At 68.2% G+C, this 15,794-nt stretch carries 12 protein-coding genes and 1 rRNA gene; 9 read left to right on the forward strand and 4 right to left on the reverse strand.

The window, feature by feature from the left end; translation table 11 throughout:
* The first annotated feature begins 68 nt into the window (after positions 1 to 68).
* From rrf to NF556_RS07845, 3 genes are all read left to right on the forward strand, one after another.
* Positions 69 to 185 (forward strand): 5S ribosomal RNA (rrf, locus tag NF556_RS07835).
* Between the two features lie 259 nt (positions 186 to 444).
* Positions 445 to 4,014: a DNA polymerase III subunit alpha gene (gene dnaE / locus NF556_RS07840; protein ID WP_252595063.1), complete on the forward strand. Its 3,570-nt coding sequence runs from the start codon at positions 445 to 447 to the stop codon at positions 4,012 to 4,014.
* A gap of 148 nt (positions 4,015 to 4,162) precedes the next feature.
* Entirely contained in the window at positions 4,163 to 4,648 is a 486-nt protein-coding gene (locus NF556_RS07845; RefSeq protein WP_252595064.1) for a hypothetical protein, read from the forward strand.
* A 182-nt stretch (positions 4,649 to 4,830) separates the two neighbouring features.
* Here the strand turns inward: NF556_RS07845 and NF556_RS07850 are convergent, their stop codons facing one another.
* The 3 genes from NF556_RS07850 to NF556_RS07860 are packed head-to-tail and all read right to left on the reverse strand — an operon-like array spanning position 4,831 to position 8,261.
* A complete protein-coding gene (locus NF556_RS07850) occupies positions 4,831 to 6,225 on the reverse strand; it encodes a GMC oxidoreductase (protein ID WP_345780149.1) in 1,395 nt (464 codons plus the stop codon).
* A complete protein-coding gene (locus NF556_RS07855; RefSeq protein ID WP_252595065.1) occupies positions 6,206 to 6,886 on the reverse strand; it encodes a hypothetical protein in 681 nt (226 codons plus the stop codon). The genes NF556_RS07850 and NF556_RS07855 overlap by 20 nt, the downstream gene beginning before the upstream one ends.
* Positions 6,887 to 6,890: 4 nt before the next feature.
* Positions 6,891 to 8,261, reverse strand: coding sequence for an alpha/beta fold hydrolase (locus tag NF556_RS07860; RefSeq protein WP_252595066.1), 1,371 nt, complete (start codon positions 8,259 to 8,261; stop codon positions 6,891 to 6,893).
* A 141-nt stretch (positions 8,262 to 8,402) separates the two neighbouring features.
* Here NF556_RS07860 and NF556_RS07865 point away from each other — a divergent pair, with 141 nt between their 5' ends.
* The 6 genes from NF556_RS07865 (at position 8,403) to NF556_RS07890 (ending at position 14,595) form a co-directional block, all read left to right on the forward strand.
* Positions 8,403 to 9,350: a DUF808 domain-containing protein gene (locus NF556_RS07865; protein ID WP_252595067.1), complete on the forward strand. Its 948-nt coding sequence runs from the start codon at positions 8,403 to 8,405 to the stop codon at positions 9,348 to 9,350.
* A 185-nt stretch (positions 9,351 to 9,535) separates the two neighbouring features.
* Positions 9,536 to 11,647: a S9 family peptidase gene (locus NF556_RS07870; protein ID WP_252595068.1), complete on the forward strand. Its 2,112-nt coding sequence runs from the start codon at positions 9,536 to 9,538 to the stop codon at positions 11,645 to 11,647.
* Between the two features lie 75 nt (positions 11,648 to 11,722).
* The gene (locus tag NF556_RS07875; protein WP_252595070.1) at positions 11,723 to 12,373 is read left to right on the forward strand and encodes a P1/P2 acidic ribosomal protein; all 651 of its coding nucleotides are present in this window, start codon (positions 11,723 to 11,725) and stop codon (positions 12,371 to 12,373) included.
* 59 nt (positions 12,374 to 12,432) lie between these two features.
* Positions 12,433 to 13,134 (forward strand): hypothetical protein, encoded by a 702-nt coding sequence (locus NF556_RS07880; RefSeq protein WP_252595072.1) that lies wholly within the window; start codon positions 12,433 to 12,435, stop codon positions 13,132 to 13,134.
* A gap of 49 nt (positions 13,135 to 13,183) precedes the next feature.
* Complete coding sequence (locus tag NF556_RS07885) at positions 13,184 to 13,624, forward strand: HIT family protein (RefSeq protein WP_252595074.1); 441 nt, start codon at positions 13,184 to 13,186, stop codon at positions 13,622 to 13,624.
* Positions 13,621 to 14,595, forward strand: coding sequence for an endonuclease/exonuclease/phosphatase family protein (locus NF556_RS07890; protein WP_252595076.1), 975 nt, complete (start codon positions 13,621 to 13,623; stop codon positions 14,593 to 14,595). Before NF556_RS07885 ends, NF556_RS07890 begins: the two co-directional genes overlap by 4 nt.
* On the opposite strand, the gene NF556_RS07895 is transcribed toward NF556_RS07890, so the two are convergent.
* Positions 14,585 to 15,733 carry an FAD-dependent oxidoreductase gene (locus NF556_RS07895; RefSeq protein ID WP_252595077.1) on the reverse strand — a complete coding sequence of 383 codons (1,149 nt, stop codon included), beginning with the start codon at positions 15,731 to 15,733 and terminating at the stop codon, positions 14,585 to 14,587. The two genes, NF556_RS07890 and NF556_RS07895, sit on opposite strands and share 11 nt — an antisense overlap.
* Between the last annotated feature and the right edge of the window lie 61 nt (positions 15,734 to 15,794).

Genomic DNA, 15,794 nt, shown 5'->3' on the forward strand with positions numbered 1-15,794 from the left:
CACACGCACCGACCTAAAGCCCCGGTGCGTGTAACCCGCAACACGGTTGGTTTATATTTCCATAGAGTTACGGCGGCCATAGCGAGAGGGAAACGCCCGGACACATACCGAACCCGGAAGCTAAGCCTCTCAGCGCCGATGGTACTGCACTGGTGACGGTGTGGGAGAGTAGGACACCGCCGGACAAACATTCCTAGTAGCCCCGTTCTGACCTCGGTCAGGGCGGGGCTACTGGCATGTCCGGACCCAGTCCGCGCAGGCCCCGCTGCCCCACGGGGAGGTGCCGGACAGGGAGTCCTGGCGCCTCGGCATACGCCGTCGTTGTGTGGTGCGTGTGCCTGATGGGACGGGTGTGACAGGCGTTCTCGCAGGTCATCGACGGGCGCCGTCGCGCACCGGTGAGCCGAGTTCGGACTGTCCCCGCGGCGACCTAGAATCAACTCGATGTCCACTGCACCCAGCTCCGCCGGCAACTTTGTCCACCTGCACAACCACACCGAGTACTCGATGCTCGACGGTGCTGCCCGAATCACCGACATGTTCGACCGGGCCGCAGAGCTGGAGATGCCCGCCATCGCCACGACCGACCACGGCTACATCTTTGGCGCCCACGAGTTCTGGAGCGCGGGGCAGAAGGCGGGGGTCAAGCCGATCATCGGCCTGGAGGCCTACGTCACGCCGGGGACGCACCGCACGGACCGCTCGAGGGTCAAGTACGGCGATGGTGGCCGTGACGACGTGTCCGGCTCGGGTGCCTACACCCACATGACGATGTGGGCCCGCAACAACAACGGGCTGCACAACCTCTTCCGCATGGCCTCGCTGGCGTCTCTCGAGGGCTACTACTTCAAGCCGCGCATGGACCGGGAGCTGCTGGAGACCTATGGGCAGGGGATCATCGCCACGACCGGCTGCCCGTCCGGTGAGATCCAGACCCGGCTGCGGTTCGGGCAATACGATGAGGCGCGCCAGTATGCCGCGGACATGCAGGACATCTTCGGCAAGGAGAACTACTTCCTGGAGCTGATGGACCACGGGCTCGACATCGAGCGGCGCACCCGGCAGGACCTGCTGAGGCTGGCCAAGGACGTGGGCCTGCCGATCGTGGCCACCAACGACCTGCACTACACGCACAAGGAGGATGCCAAGGCGCACAGCGCGCTGCTGTGCATCCAGACCGCGGCGACGTTGCAGGACCCCAACCGTTTTCAGTTCGGCGGCGACGGCTATTACCTCAAGACCGCCGAGGAGATGCGTGACGTCTGGCGCGAGCTGCCTGAGGCGTGCGACAACACCCTGCTGATCGCTGAGCGCTGTGAGGTCTCCTTCACCGAGGGCGAGGGGCGCTTCATGCCGCGCTTCCCGGTGCCGGAGGGGGAGGACGAGACGTCCTGGTTCGTCAAGGAGGTCGAGACCGGGCTGCACAAGCGCTTCCCGGAGGGCATCCCGGACTATGCCCGCAAGCAGGCGGAGTATGAGACGGGCGTCATCCTCGGCAAGGGCTACCCGGGCTACTTCCTGGTCGTCGCCGACTTCATCAATTGGGCCAAGAGCCAGAAGATCCGGGTCGGACCGGGCCGTGGCTCCGGTGCCGGCTCGATGTGTGCCTACGCGATGGGCATCACCGACCTGGACCCGATCCCGCACGGGCTGATCTTCGAGCGGTTCCTCAACCCCGAGCGCATGTCGATGCCCGACTTTGACGTCGACTTCGATGACCGGCGCCGCTCCGAGGTGATCCACTACGTCACCGAGAAGTATGGCGACGAGCGGGTCGCCATGATCGCGACCTACGGCACGCTGAAGGCCAAGGCGGCACTCAAGGACGCCGCCCGGGTGATGGGCTTCCCGTTTGCGATGGGGGAGAAGCTCACCAAGGCGATGCCTCCGGCCGTGATGGGCAAGGACATCCCGCTGTCCGGGATCTTCGACACGGAGCACCCGCGCTATGGCGAGGCTGGCGAGTTCCGCGAGCTGCTGCAGACCGACCAGGAGGCCGCGCAGGTCTTCGAGACCGCGACGGGCCTGGAGGGGTTGAAGCGGCAGTGGGGCGTGCACGCGGCCGGCGTCATCATGTCCAGCGAGCCGCTGATCGACGTCATCCCGATCATGCGCCGCGAGCAGGACGGCCAGGTCATCACCCAGTTCGACTATCCGACGTGTGAGCGCCTCGGGCTGGTCAAGATGGACTTCCTGGGCCTGCGCAACCTGACGGTGCTGGACGATGCGATCGCCAACATCAAGCTCAACCGCGGCGAGGACATCGACCTGGACGTCCTGTCCAAGGACATGACCGACACCAAGGCCTACGAGCTGCTGGGCCGCGGTGACACTCTTGGCGTGTTCCAGCTGGACGGCTCCGGCATGCGCCAACTGCTGCGTCTCATGCAGCCCGACAACTTCGAGGACATCTCCGCGGCCCTCGCGCTCTATCGCCCCGGCCCCATGGGCGTGAACGCGCACACCAACTTCGCCCTGCGCAAGAACGACAAGCAGGAAGTTGTCCCGCTCGACCCGCAGCTGAAGGGCAAGCTGCAGCCAGAGATGGTCGAGGCGCTCGAACCCATTCTTGGGAATACATACGGTTTGTGTATTTATCAAGAGCAGGTCATGGAGATTGCCCAGAAACTCGCGGGCTACACGCTGGGCAATGCAGATCTGCTCCGACGCGCGATGGGCAAGAAGAAGAAGGAGGTGCTCGACGCCGAATACATTCCTTTCTCTGACGGCATGAAGGCCAATGGTTATAACGAGGCCTCCGTTGCAGCGCTGTGGGGCGTGCTGGTGCCGTTCTCCGACTATGCGTTCAACAAGGCGCACACCGCGGCCTACGGCGTCATTTCCTACTGGACGGCTTACCTCAAGGCCAACTACCCGGCCGAATACATGGCGGCGCTGCTGACCAGTGTCCGGGACGACAAGGACAAGACGGCGCTCTATCTCAACGAGTGCCGGCGCATGGGCATCGCGGTGCTGCCGCCCGACGTCAACGAGTCGATCGCCAACTTCGCCGCCGTCGGCAAGGACATCCGCTTCGGGCTGGCCGCGATCCGCAATGTCGGCACCAACGTCGTCGACGCCGTCGTGGTCACCCGCGATCAGAAGGGCAAGTTCAGCTCCTTTGAGGACTTCCTGCGCAAGTGCCCGGCCGTGGTCTGCCAGAAGCGCACCATCGAGTCGCTGATCAAGGGCGGGGCCTTCGACGAGCTCAAGCACCCGCGGCAGGGCTTGGTCACCGTGCACGAGCGTTATGTCGACGCTCTCGCCGAGGAGAAGAAGCAGGAGGCCATCGGCCAGGACAGCCTCTTCGGCGGGTTTGGTGGCGAGGAGCCCGACGTGCAGATCGTCACGCTGCCCCCGGTGCCGGACATCGAGTGGGAGAAGCAGATCAAGCTCGCCTTCGAGCGCGAATATCTCGGTCTCTACGTCTCCGACCACCCGCTCAACGGCATCGAGCACATCTTGACGGCCAACGCGACCGCCACGATCGGTCAGGTCGTCAGCGAGGACGGCCCGCAGGACGGCGAGTTCGTCACGGTGGCCGGGCTGATGACCTCGGTGCAACTCAAGCGCACCAAGAACGGCGATCCGTATGCGCGGGTCCAGTTGGAGGACCTGGTCGGCTCGATCGAGTGCGTCTTCTTCCCCAAGTCGTATATGACGGTCTCGACGATGCTCGCGCCCGACACGGTCGCGGTGATCCGCGGCCGGTTCAAGCGCAGCGAGGACACCACCGAGATCCTCGCCCAGGACCTGACCATCCCGGAGATCAAGGAGGGGCCGCGCGGCCCGGTGCTGCTCACCATGCCGCTGACCCGGGCGACGGACGGGCTGGCCAACAAGCTGCGCAACGTGCTCTCCCAGCACCCCGGCTCCACGGAGGTGCACGTCAAGCTCACCCAGCCGGGTCGTCAGGTGCTGTTGCGCCTGGACCCGACGCTGCGCGTCACGGCGTCACCAGAGTTTTTCGGCGACATCAAGGCCCTGCTGGGACCGGCTGCCGTCGGCAGCTGAGCCGTATGCCGTGGCTCCCGTCGTGTAGAACCGGTCACCGGTGCCCGGGTCAGCACGACGGGAGACGGTGCGTCTTGCCTCGTGCGGGGGTAGGGGGACTGCTCGGTGACGAGTGGGGTTGCGCGTCGAGGCTTGTTAGCGTGAAGTCATGACTGCTGGACAGAACGCGCCCATCCTGATGGGCGCCTATCGCTTCCCGAAACTGTTGACCTCGAAGTCGGAGCCGGTCATCCTCGGCGTCCTGCCCGGGCGGGTGTGGCTCACCGGTCAGGGCGGAGTCTTCTTCGACGCCCCGGTCGACCAGATCACGGCGAAAGCCAACTCGACGGTCGGCCACGTGACCCTTGAGGTCGACGGCACCAAGCACATCATCGCCGGCGTCGGCAGCGCCAAGGGGGGTCCGTTCAGCCCCGAGCAGCTCCAGGAACTGCAGGACTCGCAGCAGGGCGTCGCCGCGGACCCGACGACGCAGTCCCTGATGGCCGGTCGCGCACTGTTCGTCGGCACCCCGGGCAAGGTCGATGGCACCTATCACGGTGGCATCCAGTCCCTGGCCGGTCGGGAGATCGGCCAGCAACGCGACTTCGGCGAGGCCATGCGCGAGCTGCTGACCGCAGTCGGCGTCAAGCTCTGACGGCAATCGTTTGAAGGCACGGGCGAAGCGGCGGAGGACAGAGGGAGGCGGGGACGGGTGGGTGAGTCACCTGACGACTCACCCACCCGTCTCGAGGCAGCGCCCTGCCAAGGGGCAGCTCAGACGTGGGCGTCAAGGGGCGCGTTCGAGGCGGTGGACGATGCGGGGTGCTCTGGCAGCCGTCAGCCCCTTGTCGCGTCGACCCTCTGACGGCGCTTCGTGGGTGGGGGAGTTGCGGGTGTGCTCATGGCGGAGCGTGCGAAGAACCCGGCGAAGCGGGCCAGCGCATGCACCCGGCGCGCACGCGTGAAACCCTGCCCACGCAGTGACGCCCCCAACCGGGCCAGGTCCGGCAGCTCAATTGAGAGCACGTGGCGGCTCTCGGGATGTCCACCATCGACCGGGTGGATCTGTGTGTCGAGCGTGGTGAGGTCGTGCAGCAACACCGTGGGGACGCGGGAGCGGATGGTCTTGGTCCCCGACAACTCCCACGGCTGGTCTGCGTCATCGCGGAAGCGCAGGGCATAGGCCATCGCGACAGCACGACCGTCGGGGAACAGGGACAGGGTCCCCTCCGTCGGGGCGTTGCTGACCACACCTCGCACGTCGATCTCACCGACGATCGTGATGGGGTGTGCCGGGTCGGCCAGGAAGAGATCGATGCTCCGCACCTGCGCGCCGAGCGTCAGCACCACCGAGTCGTCCGGGGTGCGCATGCGCTCGCGGAACAGCACACCGTCCCCGGCGGTCGCGGCCCGGCGCGCAGCCATCGCGGCGAACGGTGCGTCCTCCGGCACAGCTGCCGCCACCACTGCCTCCCACTCCGGAGCCCGCCAGTCCGGCTGACCGGAGCGCCGGATCACCGCCTCCACGGACTGCTCCGCGACAGCCAGGATGGTGGCCGAGGGATTGACCCCGGCCGCGGCCGGCAGGCGTGAGCCATCCATCACCAGCAGCCCCGGATAGCCGTGGACCTCTCCGGCTGCATCGACGACCCCGGTCTCGTGGTCAGGCCCCTCCGGCACGCCGTCGAGCGCGTGCACGGTGATCGTGCGGCGCAGCAGCGACCAGTTGGGCGGATTGCGCACCCGGGTGCCGAGCTGCCTGCACAGCACCGTGCTGACCCTCAGCTGTGAGCGGTGCAGGCGAGCCTGCCAGCGGGTCCGCCAGGTGAGCAGCGCGTCGCCGTCCTCGTCCAGCCCGAGGATGCCGTTGGCCGAGTCACGCCCCATGGCGAGCACAGCAAACGTGTTGCGCGGGTCCCGGCCGCGGACGCCGTTCCACCAGCTGTGCACGCGCTGCCCGGGGATGAGAGTGTCCAGCAGGTCACGCAGCGCCGGCGGGATGGCGCCATCCTGGACCTGGAACCAGACGGACCCTCTGCCCTCGGGGAAGTCCATGACCGACGTGGTGGTGATGGTCGGGCCGGTGCGCAGGTCCGCCGGTGGCGCCGCGGTCCTGCGCCCAGTGCGCAGCTCGGCCATCGTCAGGAAGTCGCCGTTGCCGGAGAACCCCTCACCGAGACGGCGGGAGAGGCCCGGCAGGGTGCGGTGGACGTCACGAGCCCGCAGCAGCATCTCGGTCGTGGCGACCGTGCCGGCAGCCAGCACGACCCTGGGCGCGACCCACTCGCGGGTCCCGGCCTGCGGATCCGTGGGTGTCGAGGCGATCACGGCATAGCCACCTCCCCGCTGCTCGATCCGGTCGACCTGCGCGTCGGTGACGGCCTGCGCGCCGGCCGACTCGGCCACCGCCAGATAGTTTGGTGTCAAGCGTGTTCTTGGCGCCATGGTTGCAGCCGAGCACGCACTCGCCGACAAACGCGCAGCCGCGTCGCGGGACCCCGTGGATGTTGGGCCGCCACTGGTCGGGGTCACCGAAGGTCACGGCAAGGTTGGGGCGGGCGGTGGCCTCGGGGATGTTGCTGCGCGCCATGAAGTCCTCAATCAGGGCGGTGCGCGGCGCAGGACCTCCCGTCCGGGGATCATCCGTGGTGGGCGTGACCTCCAGCATGTGCGCGGCGAGGTCGTAGTAGGGGTCGAGAGCTCCCCGCCTCATGTGCAGGGGCCAGCGGTCTTCGAGCATCTGGTCAAACGGTCGAGCAAAGACATTGGCATAGGCCAGCGACCCGCCGCCCCAGCCGCCGGCCTGCGCGAACCGGGCGGCGGCCACGGCACCGCCGAACCCGCTGCCGACCACGATCACCTCTGCCTGCTGCGGGTCTGTCACCGGTGCCATCTCCTCAGCCTTTCAGCTCGCGCAAGGACGGCGCGCCGACCAGGGCGGTCAGGGCTTCCCACACGGTGAGTGACTCTGCCTCGTCGGGGACGGGATCCAGCACTGGCCCGAAGAAGGCCCGTCGTGTGCCATCGGGTGCGGTCAGGCGCAGGATCGGTGTCCCGAGCTCGGTGTCGATGAGGTTGACACCCTCTCCGTGCGAGGCCCGCAGTGCCTCGTCGTGCTCGGTGGACGTGCCGGCGTCGGCCAGGCTACTTGGCAGCCCGCACCGCGCCAGTGCGGCGCGGAAGTCCGCCAACCAGTCGTGCTCAGTGCCGTATGCGGACTGGTCGGGTGACTGCTCCCCGTCCCCTGTGGGGTCCTCCCCAGAGCGCTCGGCACCGTCGGGCGTGGTCCACAACGCCTCGTAGAACGCGCCGAGTGCCTCGCTCCCGTGCCCGGTCTGGACAGCGGTGGCGATGCGGGCCGGGATCCAGAGATAACCGTCGGGGTCTCCCTCCGGATCGTCCTCGCGGTGCTCGTTGAGCACGGACAGGCTCATCACCCTCCAGGTGACCTCGAGGGGCACCTGCTCGGCGACCTGCTTGAGCCACCGCGCCGTGTGTCGCGTGAGTGGACAGGTCGGGTCGAGCCAGAAGTCCACGCCCCAAGCCTCAGCCGACGCGTCCCCCGCGGCCAGCGCCTCGCGCAGCACCTCGGCAACCTGGTCAGCATGGGTGATCGGCAGCAGGTGGGTGGCCCGCGGCACGGTGACGACCTGCGTGTCGGCCCCGGCCTCGGCATAACGCCGCGCATGCACCCGCATCTGGTCGAACTGACCGTTGACCAGGAAGACCGGACACTTCACATGCTCCAACAGGCTGGCCCGGCACTCGTCAAAGACCACCTGCCACGCCGCGGGCAGGGCCGCATAGCTCTCAGCTCCGGGCAGGGGGTGCTCACCGGCGCCCAAGCGCCGCATCACCGCATTGGAGGCGCGCGCCATCCGCTCGGCCCCCACGAGCGGGAGCAGGTCGGCGAAGCGGCGATAGAGCCCGGCCAGGGGACCCACCGGCTCCGCACTGGACCCGATGAGGACCAGGGCGTCGAGCGTGCCCGGGTGCCTGTCGGCATACAGCATGGCGAGGTAACCACCCAGGCTGTGGCCGGCCAGGACGACGCGCTGACCGGGGGAGGCGCCGTCCACGGCGGCCCTGATCGTCGCCACCGCCGCGTCGCCGGTGAACTCCTCCGAGACCCGCGAGCCGTGTCCCGGCAGGTCGACCGCGACCACCTCGGTCTCCGGCAGCAGCGGGGGATAGGCCTGCCACTCGGAGGCGTCCATGCGGGTGCCGTGGACCAGCACGAGGCGGGGCGCGATCGGAGGCTCACTCACTCGTCCAGCCTAGGGGTGTTGTGTGCTCACCAACTGGGAACGCAATCCGGCGCCGGATTTGCCATTAACCTTGGGTCTTGTGTCGACGACAACCTGCCGTGCCGCTGCCCTGACCGCCCCGACCCGGGCGGGGGTGCGCTGATGGCCGGCGGCCTGGTCGCGCTGCTGGACGACATCGCAGCGATCGCGCGCATCGCGGCAGCCTCCGTCGACGACGTGGCCGCGGCCGCTGCACGGGCTGGCTCCAAATCCCTGGGCGTGGTGATCGACGATGCGGCGGTCACCCCGCGCTATGTCACCGGCGCCGAGCCCAATCGTGAACTGCCGATCATCAAGAAGATCGCGATCGGCTCGATCCGCAACAAGCTGCTCTTCATCCTCCCGGCGATCATGCTGCTCAGCCAGTTTGTGCCGTGGACCCTCACGCCGATCCTCATGCTCGGCGGCACGTATCTCTGTTTTGAGGGCGCAGAGAAGGTCTACGAGATCATCGCTGGGCACAACAAGAAGAAGAAGGACACGCCTGCCGCTGAGCAAGGGCCGGAGCAGGAGAACAAGATGGTGCGCGGCGCCATCACGACCGACTTCATCCTGTCTGCAGAGATCATGGTCATCGCCCTCAACGAGGTGACCGAGGAGCCGTTCGTCAGCCGGCTCATCATCCTGATCGTCGTGGCGCTCGCCATCACGGCGCTGGTCTATGGCGCGGTCGCCCTCATCATCAAGATGGACGACATCGGCCTGAAGCTGGCGGAGAACGAGAGCGAGTTCTCTACCAAGATCGGGATGGGCCTGGTCAAGGCGATGCCGATCGTGCTCAGCGTGCTCTCGACCGTCGGCATCGTCGCCATGCTCTGGGTCGGTGGTCACATCATCCTGGTCGGCATGAACGACCTCGGCTTCTCCCCGATCTATGACTGGGTGCACCACCTCGAGGGGATCGTCGGCGGCTGGATCCCGGCCATCGAGGGAGCCCTCGCCTGGCTGACCAACACCTTCTTCTCCGCGATCCTCGGCCTGATCTGGGGCGCCATCATCGTCACCGTGATCCACTTCCTGCCGATCGGCCGCAAGGACCCCGTCCACTGATCGCCACACCGTGCGCTCGGTGGCGCCAAATCTCGCCGCCCCATGCGCTCGGTCGTGAGTTTTCTCGCCGCCCCATGCGCTCGGTCGTAAGTTTTCTCGCCACACGGCGCGCTCGGTCGTTGGAGAGGAGGGGGGCGACGGATCTCGTTGGGATCCTTGCCCGGTGGCCAGATAGCCTCGGGCGGGTGAGTCAACTTCCCACCCCTCCGGCAGCGACCAAGATCGAGCACCTGCGGGAGCACCACGGCGAGAGCGTCAACGACCCCTACGAGTGGCTGCGCGACAAGAACGACCCCAAGGTCATCGCGCACCTGGAGGCGGAGAACGCCTACACGCAGGCGCGGACCAGCCACCTGGACGGCCTGACCGACGCGGTCTTCACCGAGATCAAGTCCCGCACCCAGCAGACCGACCTGTCGGTGCCGGTGCGGCACGGTGACTGGTGGTACTACTCCCGCACGGTCGAGGGCCAGCAGTATGCGATCCACTCGCGGATCGCGCTCACCGACAGCCCGGAGCGCCCCCAACTCGAGCCGGGCGGAGCGCCGGCCCACGAGCAGATCCTGCTGGACGGCAACGCCGAGGCAGCGGGCGAGTCCTTCCTGGCCTTCGGGGCCTTCGAGGTCAGCCACGACGGGATGCAGGTGGCCTATTCGATCGACACCAGCGGTGACGAGCGGTTCACGGTCCGGATCAAGGACCTGGCGACCGGCACTGTCACCGAGCCGGGGATCGAGGGCGTCGGCTACGGCCTGGCTTGGTCCGCCGACGGCAGCCACCTGTTCTACACCCGGGTCGATGACGCCTGGCGACCGCACCAGGTCTGGCGCCACGAGATCGGCGGGAGCGGTGAGGACACGCTGATCTTCCAGGAGGACGACGAGCGCTATTGGATGGGCCTGGACACCTCCCGCGACGAGACGCACATCATGATCGGCCTGGGCACCAAGAACACCTCCGAATACCGGATCCTGCCGGCCACCGACCCCCTGGGTGAGTTCCGCGTGGTCTCCCCGCGTGAGGAGGGCGTGGAGTATGCCGTGGAGGTCGCCGGTGACGACCTGTGGATCGTGCACAACAAGTCTCACAAGGACTCCGAGCTCGCCCGCGCCCCGCTCAACTCGACCTCGTCCGCGGACTGGACGAGCGTCATACCGGGGCAGGACGGTCAGCGGATCGTCGGGGTCGACGCCTTCGCCACCCACCTGGCCGTCTCGCTGCGCCGCGACGCCCTGAGTCAGGTGCGCATCCTGCCGCTCGACGCCGCCAGCGAGACCGGCGTGGGCGAGGGTTATCAGGTGCCGGTCGACGAGGTCGTCTACAGCATCGACACCGGCAACAACCCGGCCCATGACACCGCGAGTCTGCAGGTGGTCATCGAGTCGCTGGTCACCCCGCGCTCGGTCTATGACGTCGACCTGGCCACCGGTGAGCTGACCCTGCTCAAGCGCCAGCCGGTCCTGGGCGGCTATGACCCGAATGACTATGTGCAGCACCGTCTCTGGGCGACCGCGGCGGACGGCACCCAGGTGCCGATCTCGCTGGTCGCGCGCAAGGACGTGAGCCCGGACGGCACCGCGCCCGGGCTGCTCTATGGCTACGGCTCCTACGAGATCTCGGTCGACCCCTACTTCTCGGTGGCCCGGCTGTCCTACCTCGACCGCGGCGTCGTCTATGCGATCGCGCACATCCGCGGCGGCGGCGAGATGGGGCGCGGCTGGTATGAGAACGGCCGGATGGAGCACAAGAAGAACACCTTCACCGACTTTGTGACCTGTGCCGACGAGCTGGTCTCCTCAGGCTGGGTGGCTCCCGATCGTCTTGCGGCAGAGGGCGGCTCGGCTGGCGGGCTGCTGATGGGCGCGGTGCTCAACCTGGCGCCGGAGAAGTTCCGCGCGGTGCATGCCGCGGTGCCCTTCGTCGATGCCCTCACCACGATCCTGGACCCCTCGCTGCCGCTGACCGTGGGGGAGTGGGAGGAGTGGGGCAACCCGCTGGAGTCCGGCGACGTCTACGAATACATGCGGACCTACACGCCGTATGAAAACATCCGCGCCGTCGACTATCCGGCGATCCTGGCGACCACCGGCCTCAACGACACCCGGGTCTTCTTCGTCGAGCCGGCCAAGTGGGTCGCGCGTCTGCGCGAGACCGTCACCAGCGACCCGCAGACCCGGCCAGTGCTGCTCAAGACCGAGATGGTGGCCGGGCACGGCGGAAAGACGGGGCGGTATGACGCGTGGCGGGAGACGGCCTTCGAGGTCGCCTTCCTGCTGGATCAGTTGGGCGCCAACTGAACAGAGTCTGGGAACCTGATGGCCTGATCGCCCGTCGCATGGACAGAACGATCACCGACCTCAGGGAGCAGGACCATGAACACACCACCTTCACGCGGGAGGACCTGGCTAGCTGCGGGCGGAGGGACGGTCCTCGGGGCCGTGCTGGCCGTCGGCCTGCTCGTGGGGCTGGGGTGGAGCGCTGACGGATCGGCGGCCTCCACCTCCGGTGAGCTCGCCCTCCCGGACACGGCGGACGGACTGCGCCTGCAGGACGTGGTCATGGAGGAGGTGTCGGACCGACCGGCTGACGAGTTGTTGGCACAAGGGCGCGCCGAGGCCGCCGAGTTGCTCAGCGCGAGCCGCGGAGGTGCCCCGGCGGCAGCGCAGACCTACGCCGACGACGAGCTCGAGACCCGGGTGACGGTCTGGGCGGTCGCCGATGAGTCCCCGTCGCTGTGGAGCGCTGTGGAGAGCGACGCGCTCGCGGAGTCCATGAGGACCAAGACGCCCTTCGAGTGGGTCGAGCGCGGCGACACCGCCGAGGACGGCAGCACGGTCGAGTGCCTCCTGCGGGCCACCAACCCAGCCATGCAGGACAGTGACCAGGAGACGGAGGCTCACGTCCAGGAGTGCCAGCTCGTCACCGACGGCGTCACGCTGATCCTGCAGGGCGGCAACCTGGACTCCATCGACAGGCCCGTGGCGATCCTGCGGGACGTCGCCAGCAACCTCGAGCAGGACTAGGCCCCGCACCGATGGTCGGTTCCCCTGCGCGTGGTGCGCTGAAGCAGTAGGGTTCGGCCATGGTGGGGACTGCAACGCCGCAGCGGCACGAGGCACCGGCAGGGGCCGTGCCCCGTCAGTGGGGCGTTCTCCGCCTCGTCCTGCTCGTTGTCCTGGGCGTTGCTGTGATCGGCGCGGCGCTGACCGCGGTCCGACCAGCCAGCACGGAGGACCTGCACGACGCGCTGCGCTCGGGGGAGGTCACTCAGGTCCACCTGGTGGGAGACCTGCCGCCGCCCGCGGTCGTCACCGAGGACATCGACGTCGCCTACGCCCACATCCTGTGGCACGACGGTCTCCTGGACCGCCACACCCACGTCCCGCAGCAGTCGCGGTGGGGCCCCACGCCGGGCGATGCCGCAGAGTTGCGAGCTGACCTGAACGCGGCTGCGCGTGGCGACCTGAGCATCACCACTCAGGGCTACAACGCTGGCTCCCACGGCTACTGGGGCGACTGGTGGGTGGCCACCTGGGTCTCCTTCACGATGATGCTGCTGATGCTGGTCGGGCTCGTCATCCTGTTCACCGGTCCGACACCACGGCGCGCGACCCGGTGGGCCTGGTTCTGGCTGGCGTGGGGCAGTGGCGGGGTGGCGCTCCTGCTCTATCCCCTCCTGGGTCTGCCGCGAGACGGTCAGCCGGTGCGGCCGACAGGGCGTCGCCTGACCGGAGGGTGGGCGCTCCTCATCTCCGTCTTCGTGTTCGGCGCCATGTTCAGTTAGCGACACGCTGAGGAACCGGCGGCGGGCGTCTTCTGCCATGCTGAGGGGCGTGCCGGAGCGCCCCTGCCAGTTCTGCGCAATCATCCGCGGTGAGCAGCCCGCGGAGATCGTGCTGGAGACCCCTGAGGTGATCGCGTTCCTGGACCGGCGCCCGGTGTTCAAGGGGCACGTCCTGGTCTGCCCGCGCGAGCACGTCGTCACGCTGACCGACCTGCCCGATGAGCTGCTCGAGCCGGTGTTTGCCGGCGCCCGGCTGATGGCCGCCGCGGTCAAGGCCGGCCTGGGCAGCACGGGGTCGTTCGTGGCCCTGAACAACACGGTCAGCCAGTCGGTGCCGCACCTGCACGTGCACGTCGTGCCGCGCACCAAGGGCGACGGGCTGCGGGGCTTCTTCTGGCCGCGCACGACCTACGCCGACGGCGAGATGACCTCGTATGCCGACCGGTTGCGGTCGGCCCTCGACGTCACCGGCGGCGGGGGTGCGCGGTGAGCGACGTGCGGCCGCCATCGCCGATGCCGGGCCACGTCGCCGACGACCTGGCCGGGCTGCAGGCCGCACTCGATGAGCAGGTGGTCGCCAAGTCCGAGGGCAACCTGCTGATCGGGACGTGGAACATTCGGGTGCTCAGCAGCTATACCGACAAGTGGACCTCTGAGGCCGGCGACAGCCCGAAGCGCGACTGGCACGCCCTGGCCGCGCTCGCCGAGGTGATCAGGCGGTTTGATGTCACGGCGATCCAGGAGGTGCGGCGCGACACCTCGGCGCTGTTTGCCGTGCTGGCACTGCTGGGGGAGGACTATCGCGTCATCGCCTCGGACGTGACCGAGGGCGATCAGGGCAACGACGAGCGGTTGGCCTATGTCTATGACAGCACCCGCGTGCAGCCCTCCGGCCTGGTGGGGGAGATCGTGCTCCCGCCGCAGGCCGATGGTGAGGTCAAGCAGTTCGCGCGCACGCCCTATGCGGCTGGCTTCGTGCGCGGCGGCGTCGAGTTCATCCTGACGACCGTGCACGTGCTGTGGGGCAAACGCCCCGAGGACCGGCTGCCCGAGCTGACCGCGTTTGCCGAGTGGATGCGCAGCTGGGCCGACCGACCCAAGGACTGGAACCGCAACCTGATGGTGCTCGGCGACTTCAACATCGACCGGCACGAGGACCCGCTGTGGCAGGCGTTCTTCGCCACCGGGCTCTATCCGCCCGCCGTCCTGCACGACGTGCCGCGCACGATCTTCGACGACGACCACGAGCACCACTTCTATGACCAGATCAGCTGGTTCTCACCGACGCTGGCCGACGGCCGGACCGTCTCCCGGCTCGAGGGTCTGGAGTTCACCCAGACCGGCGGCAACGTCGACTTCGTCCCGCACGTGCTCACCGGCTCAGACCTGACGCGCTCGCAGATGTCCTGGCGGATCAGCGATCACTATCCGCTGTGGCTGGAGTTCGACGTCACGGGCTGACTGGGGTCGCCGGCTGACTGGTGTCGTCGGTGGGGCTGGGTCGACTGACCGCGCGGAGCGCTGCGTTGCGCAGCCCCTGGCCGCGCCTCAAGGTGGACAGGCTCAGCACGACACGGGAGGCGACCTGGACCCGGCGGGCGGCAGACCGCCGACGTCGCTGATAGGAGTCCAGCGCCTCGTCCAGGCTCCCTCCCACCGGCACGGCGTTGAGCTCTCGCCCCAGGGCGGCCGCGTCCACCAACGACTCGCACGCGCCCCGCCCGAGATTGGGGCACATCGCGTGAGCGGCGTCCCCGACCAGGACCGAGGGGACCTCCAGCCCACGCAGGCTCAGGTCACCGCGCCAGGAGCGCAGTCGTGGGACCACCCAGATCTCCTGCCGCAGCACTCCTGCCGGGTTAGTTGCGCTGATCACCGCCCCGGCTTCCGGGCCGAAACGTCTCGCGGCGGCCACCGCCACCGCATGCGCCTGCGCGTCGTCCCAGGTGGCGAAGGTCTCTGCCGACCTGCCAAGACCCTCGTGGGTGGGCCACGGCTCGGAGAGCCGGCCACAGACATACCAATTTGTCTGGCCGTCGGCGGTGGCGGACAGCCCGCAGATCCGCGACTCGTGCCACAGCTCGGTCATGCCTGCGACCGGCTCCGGCGAGATCCCGCGCAGGGCGAGATAGCCGACCCTGCGCGCCCCGGTCTCTGGCCAGACGGCACGCCGGACAACGCTGTGCACACCATCTGCGCCGACCAGCAGGTCTGCCCGGGTCTCGTGTGCGAGCGTCGCCGGGTCAGTGACCGTGCGCGTCAGCTGAGTGACCGAGCCCGGGACAGCGGACCGGAGTGCTGCCAGCAGGTCGGGGCGGCTGACCAGCACGCCCTCAGGGGCAGGGGTCCGCGCGATGAGGCGGCGGTCCACGTCCTGGACCGTCAGGTTGTCCACCGGCAGGCCGTGGTGCCGAACGGCGTCCGCCGCTCCGGCGGTCTCCAGCGCGCCCATCGCCGCTGGCCACATGCCCAGCGTGGTGCCCGCGGGCGGACGGTCCGGCCGGGCCTCGACGACGGTCACCTCGCAGCGCTGCGGGTCGAGTGTGGCGGCGAGAGCGAGACCGGCGATGCCGCCCCCGACGATGGTGACGCGATGCATGACACCACGATACTACGGATGTAGTCTTCACAACAACAGGTGTAGTGATCCAGCTATCCTG

The sequence above is a fragment of the Ornithinimicrobium faecis genome (genome assembly GCF_023923225.1).
GTDB classification, from domain to species: Bacteria; Actinomycetota; Actinomycetes; order Actinomycetales; family Dermatophilaceae; genus Ornithinicoccus; species Ornithinicoccus faecis.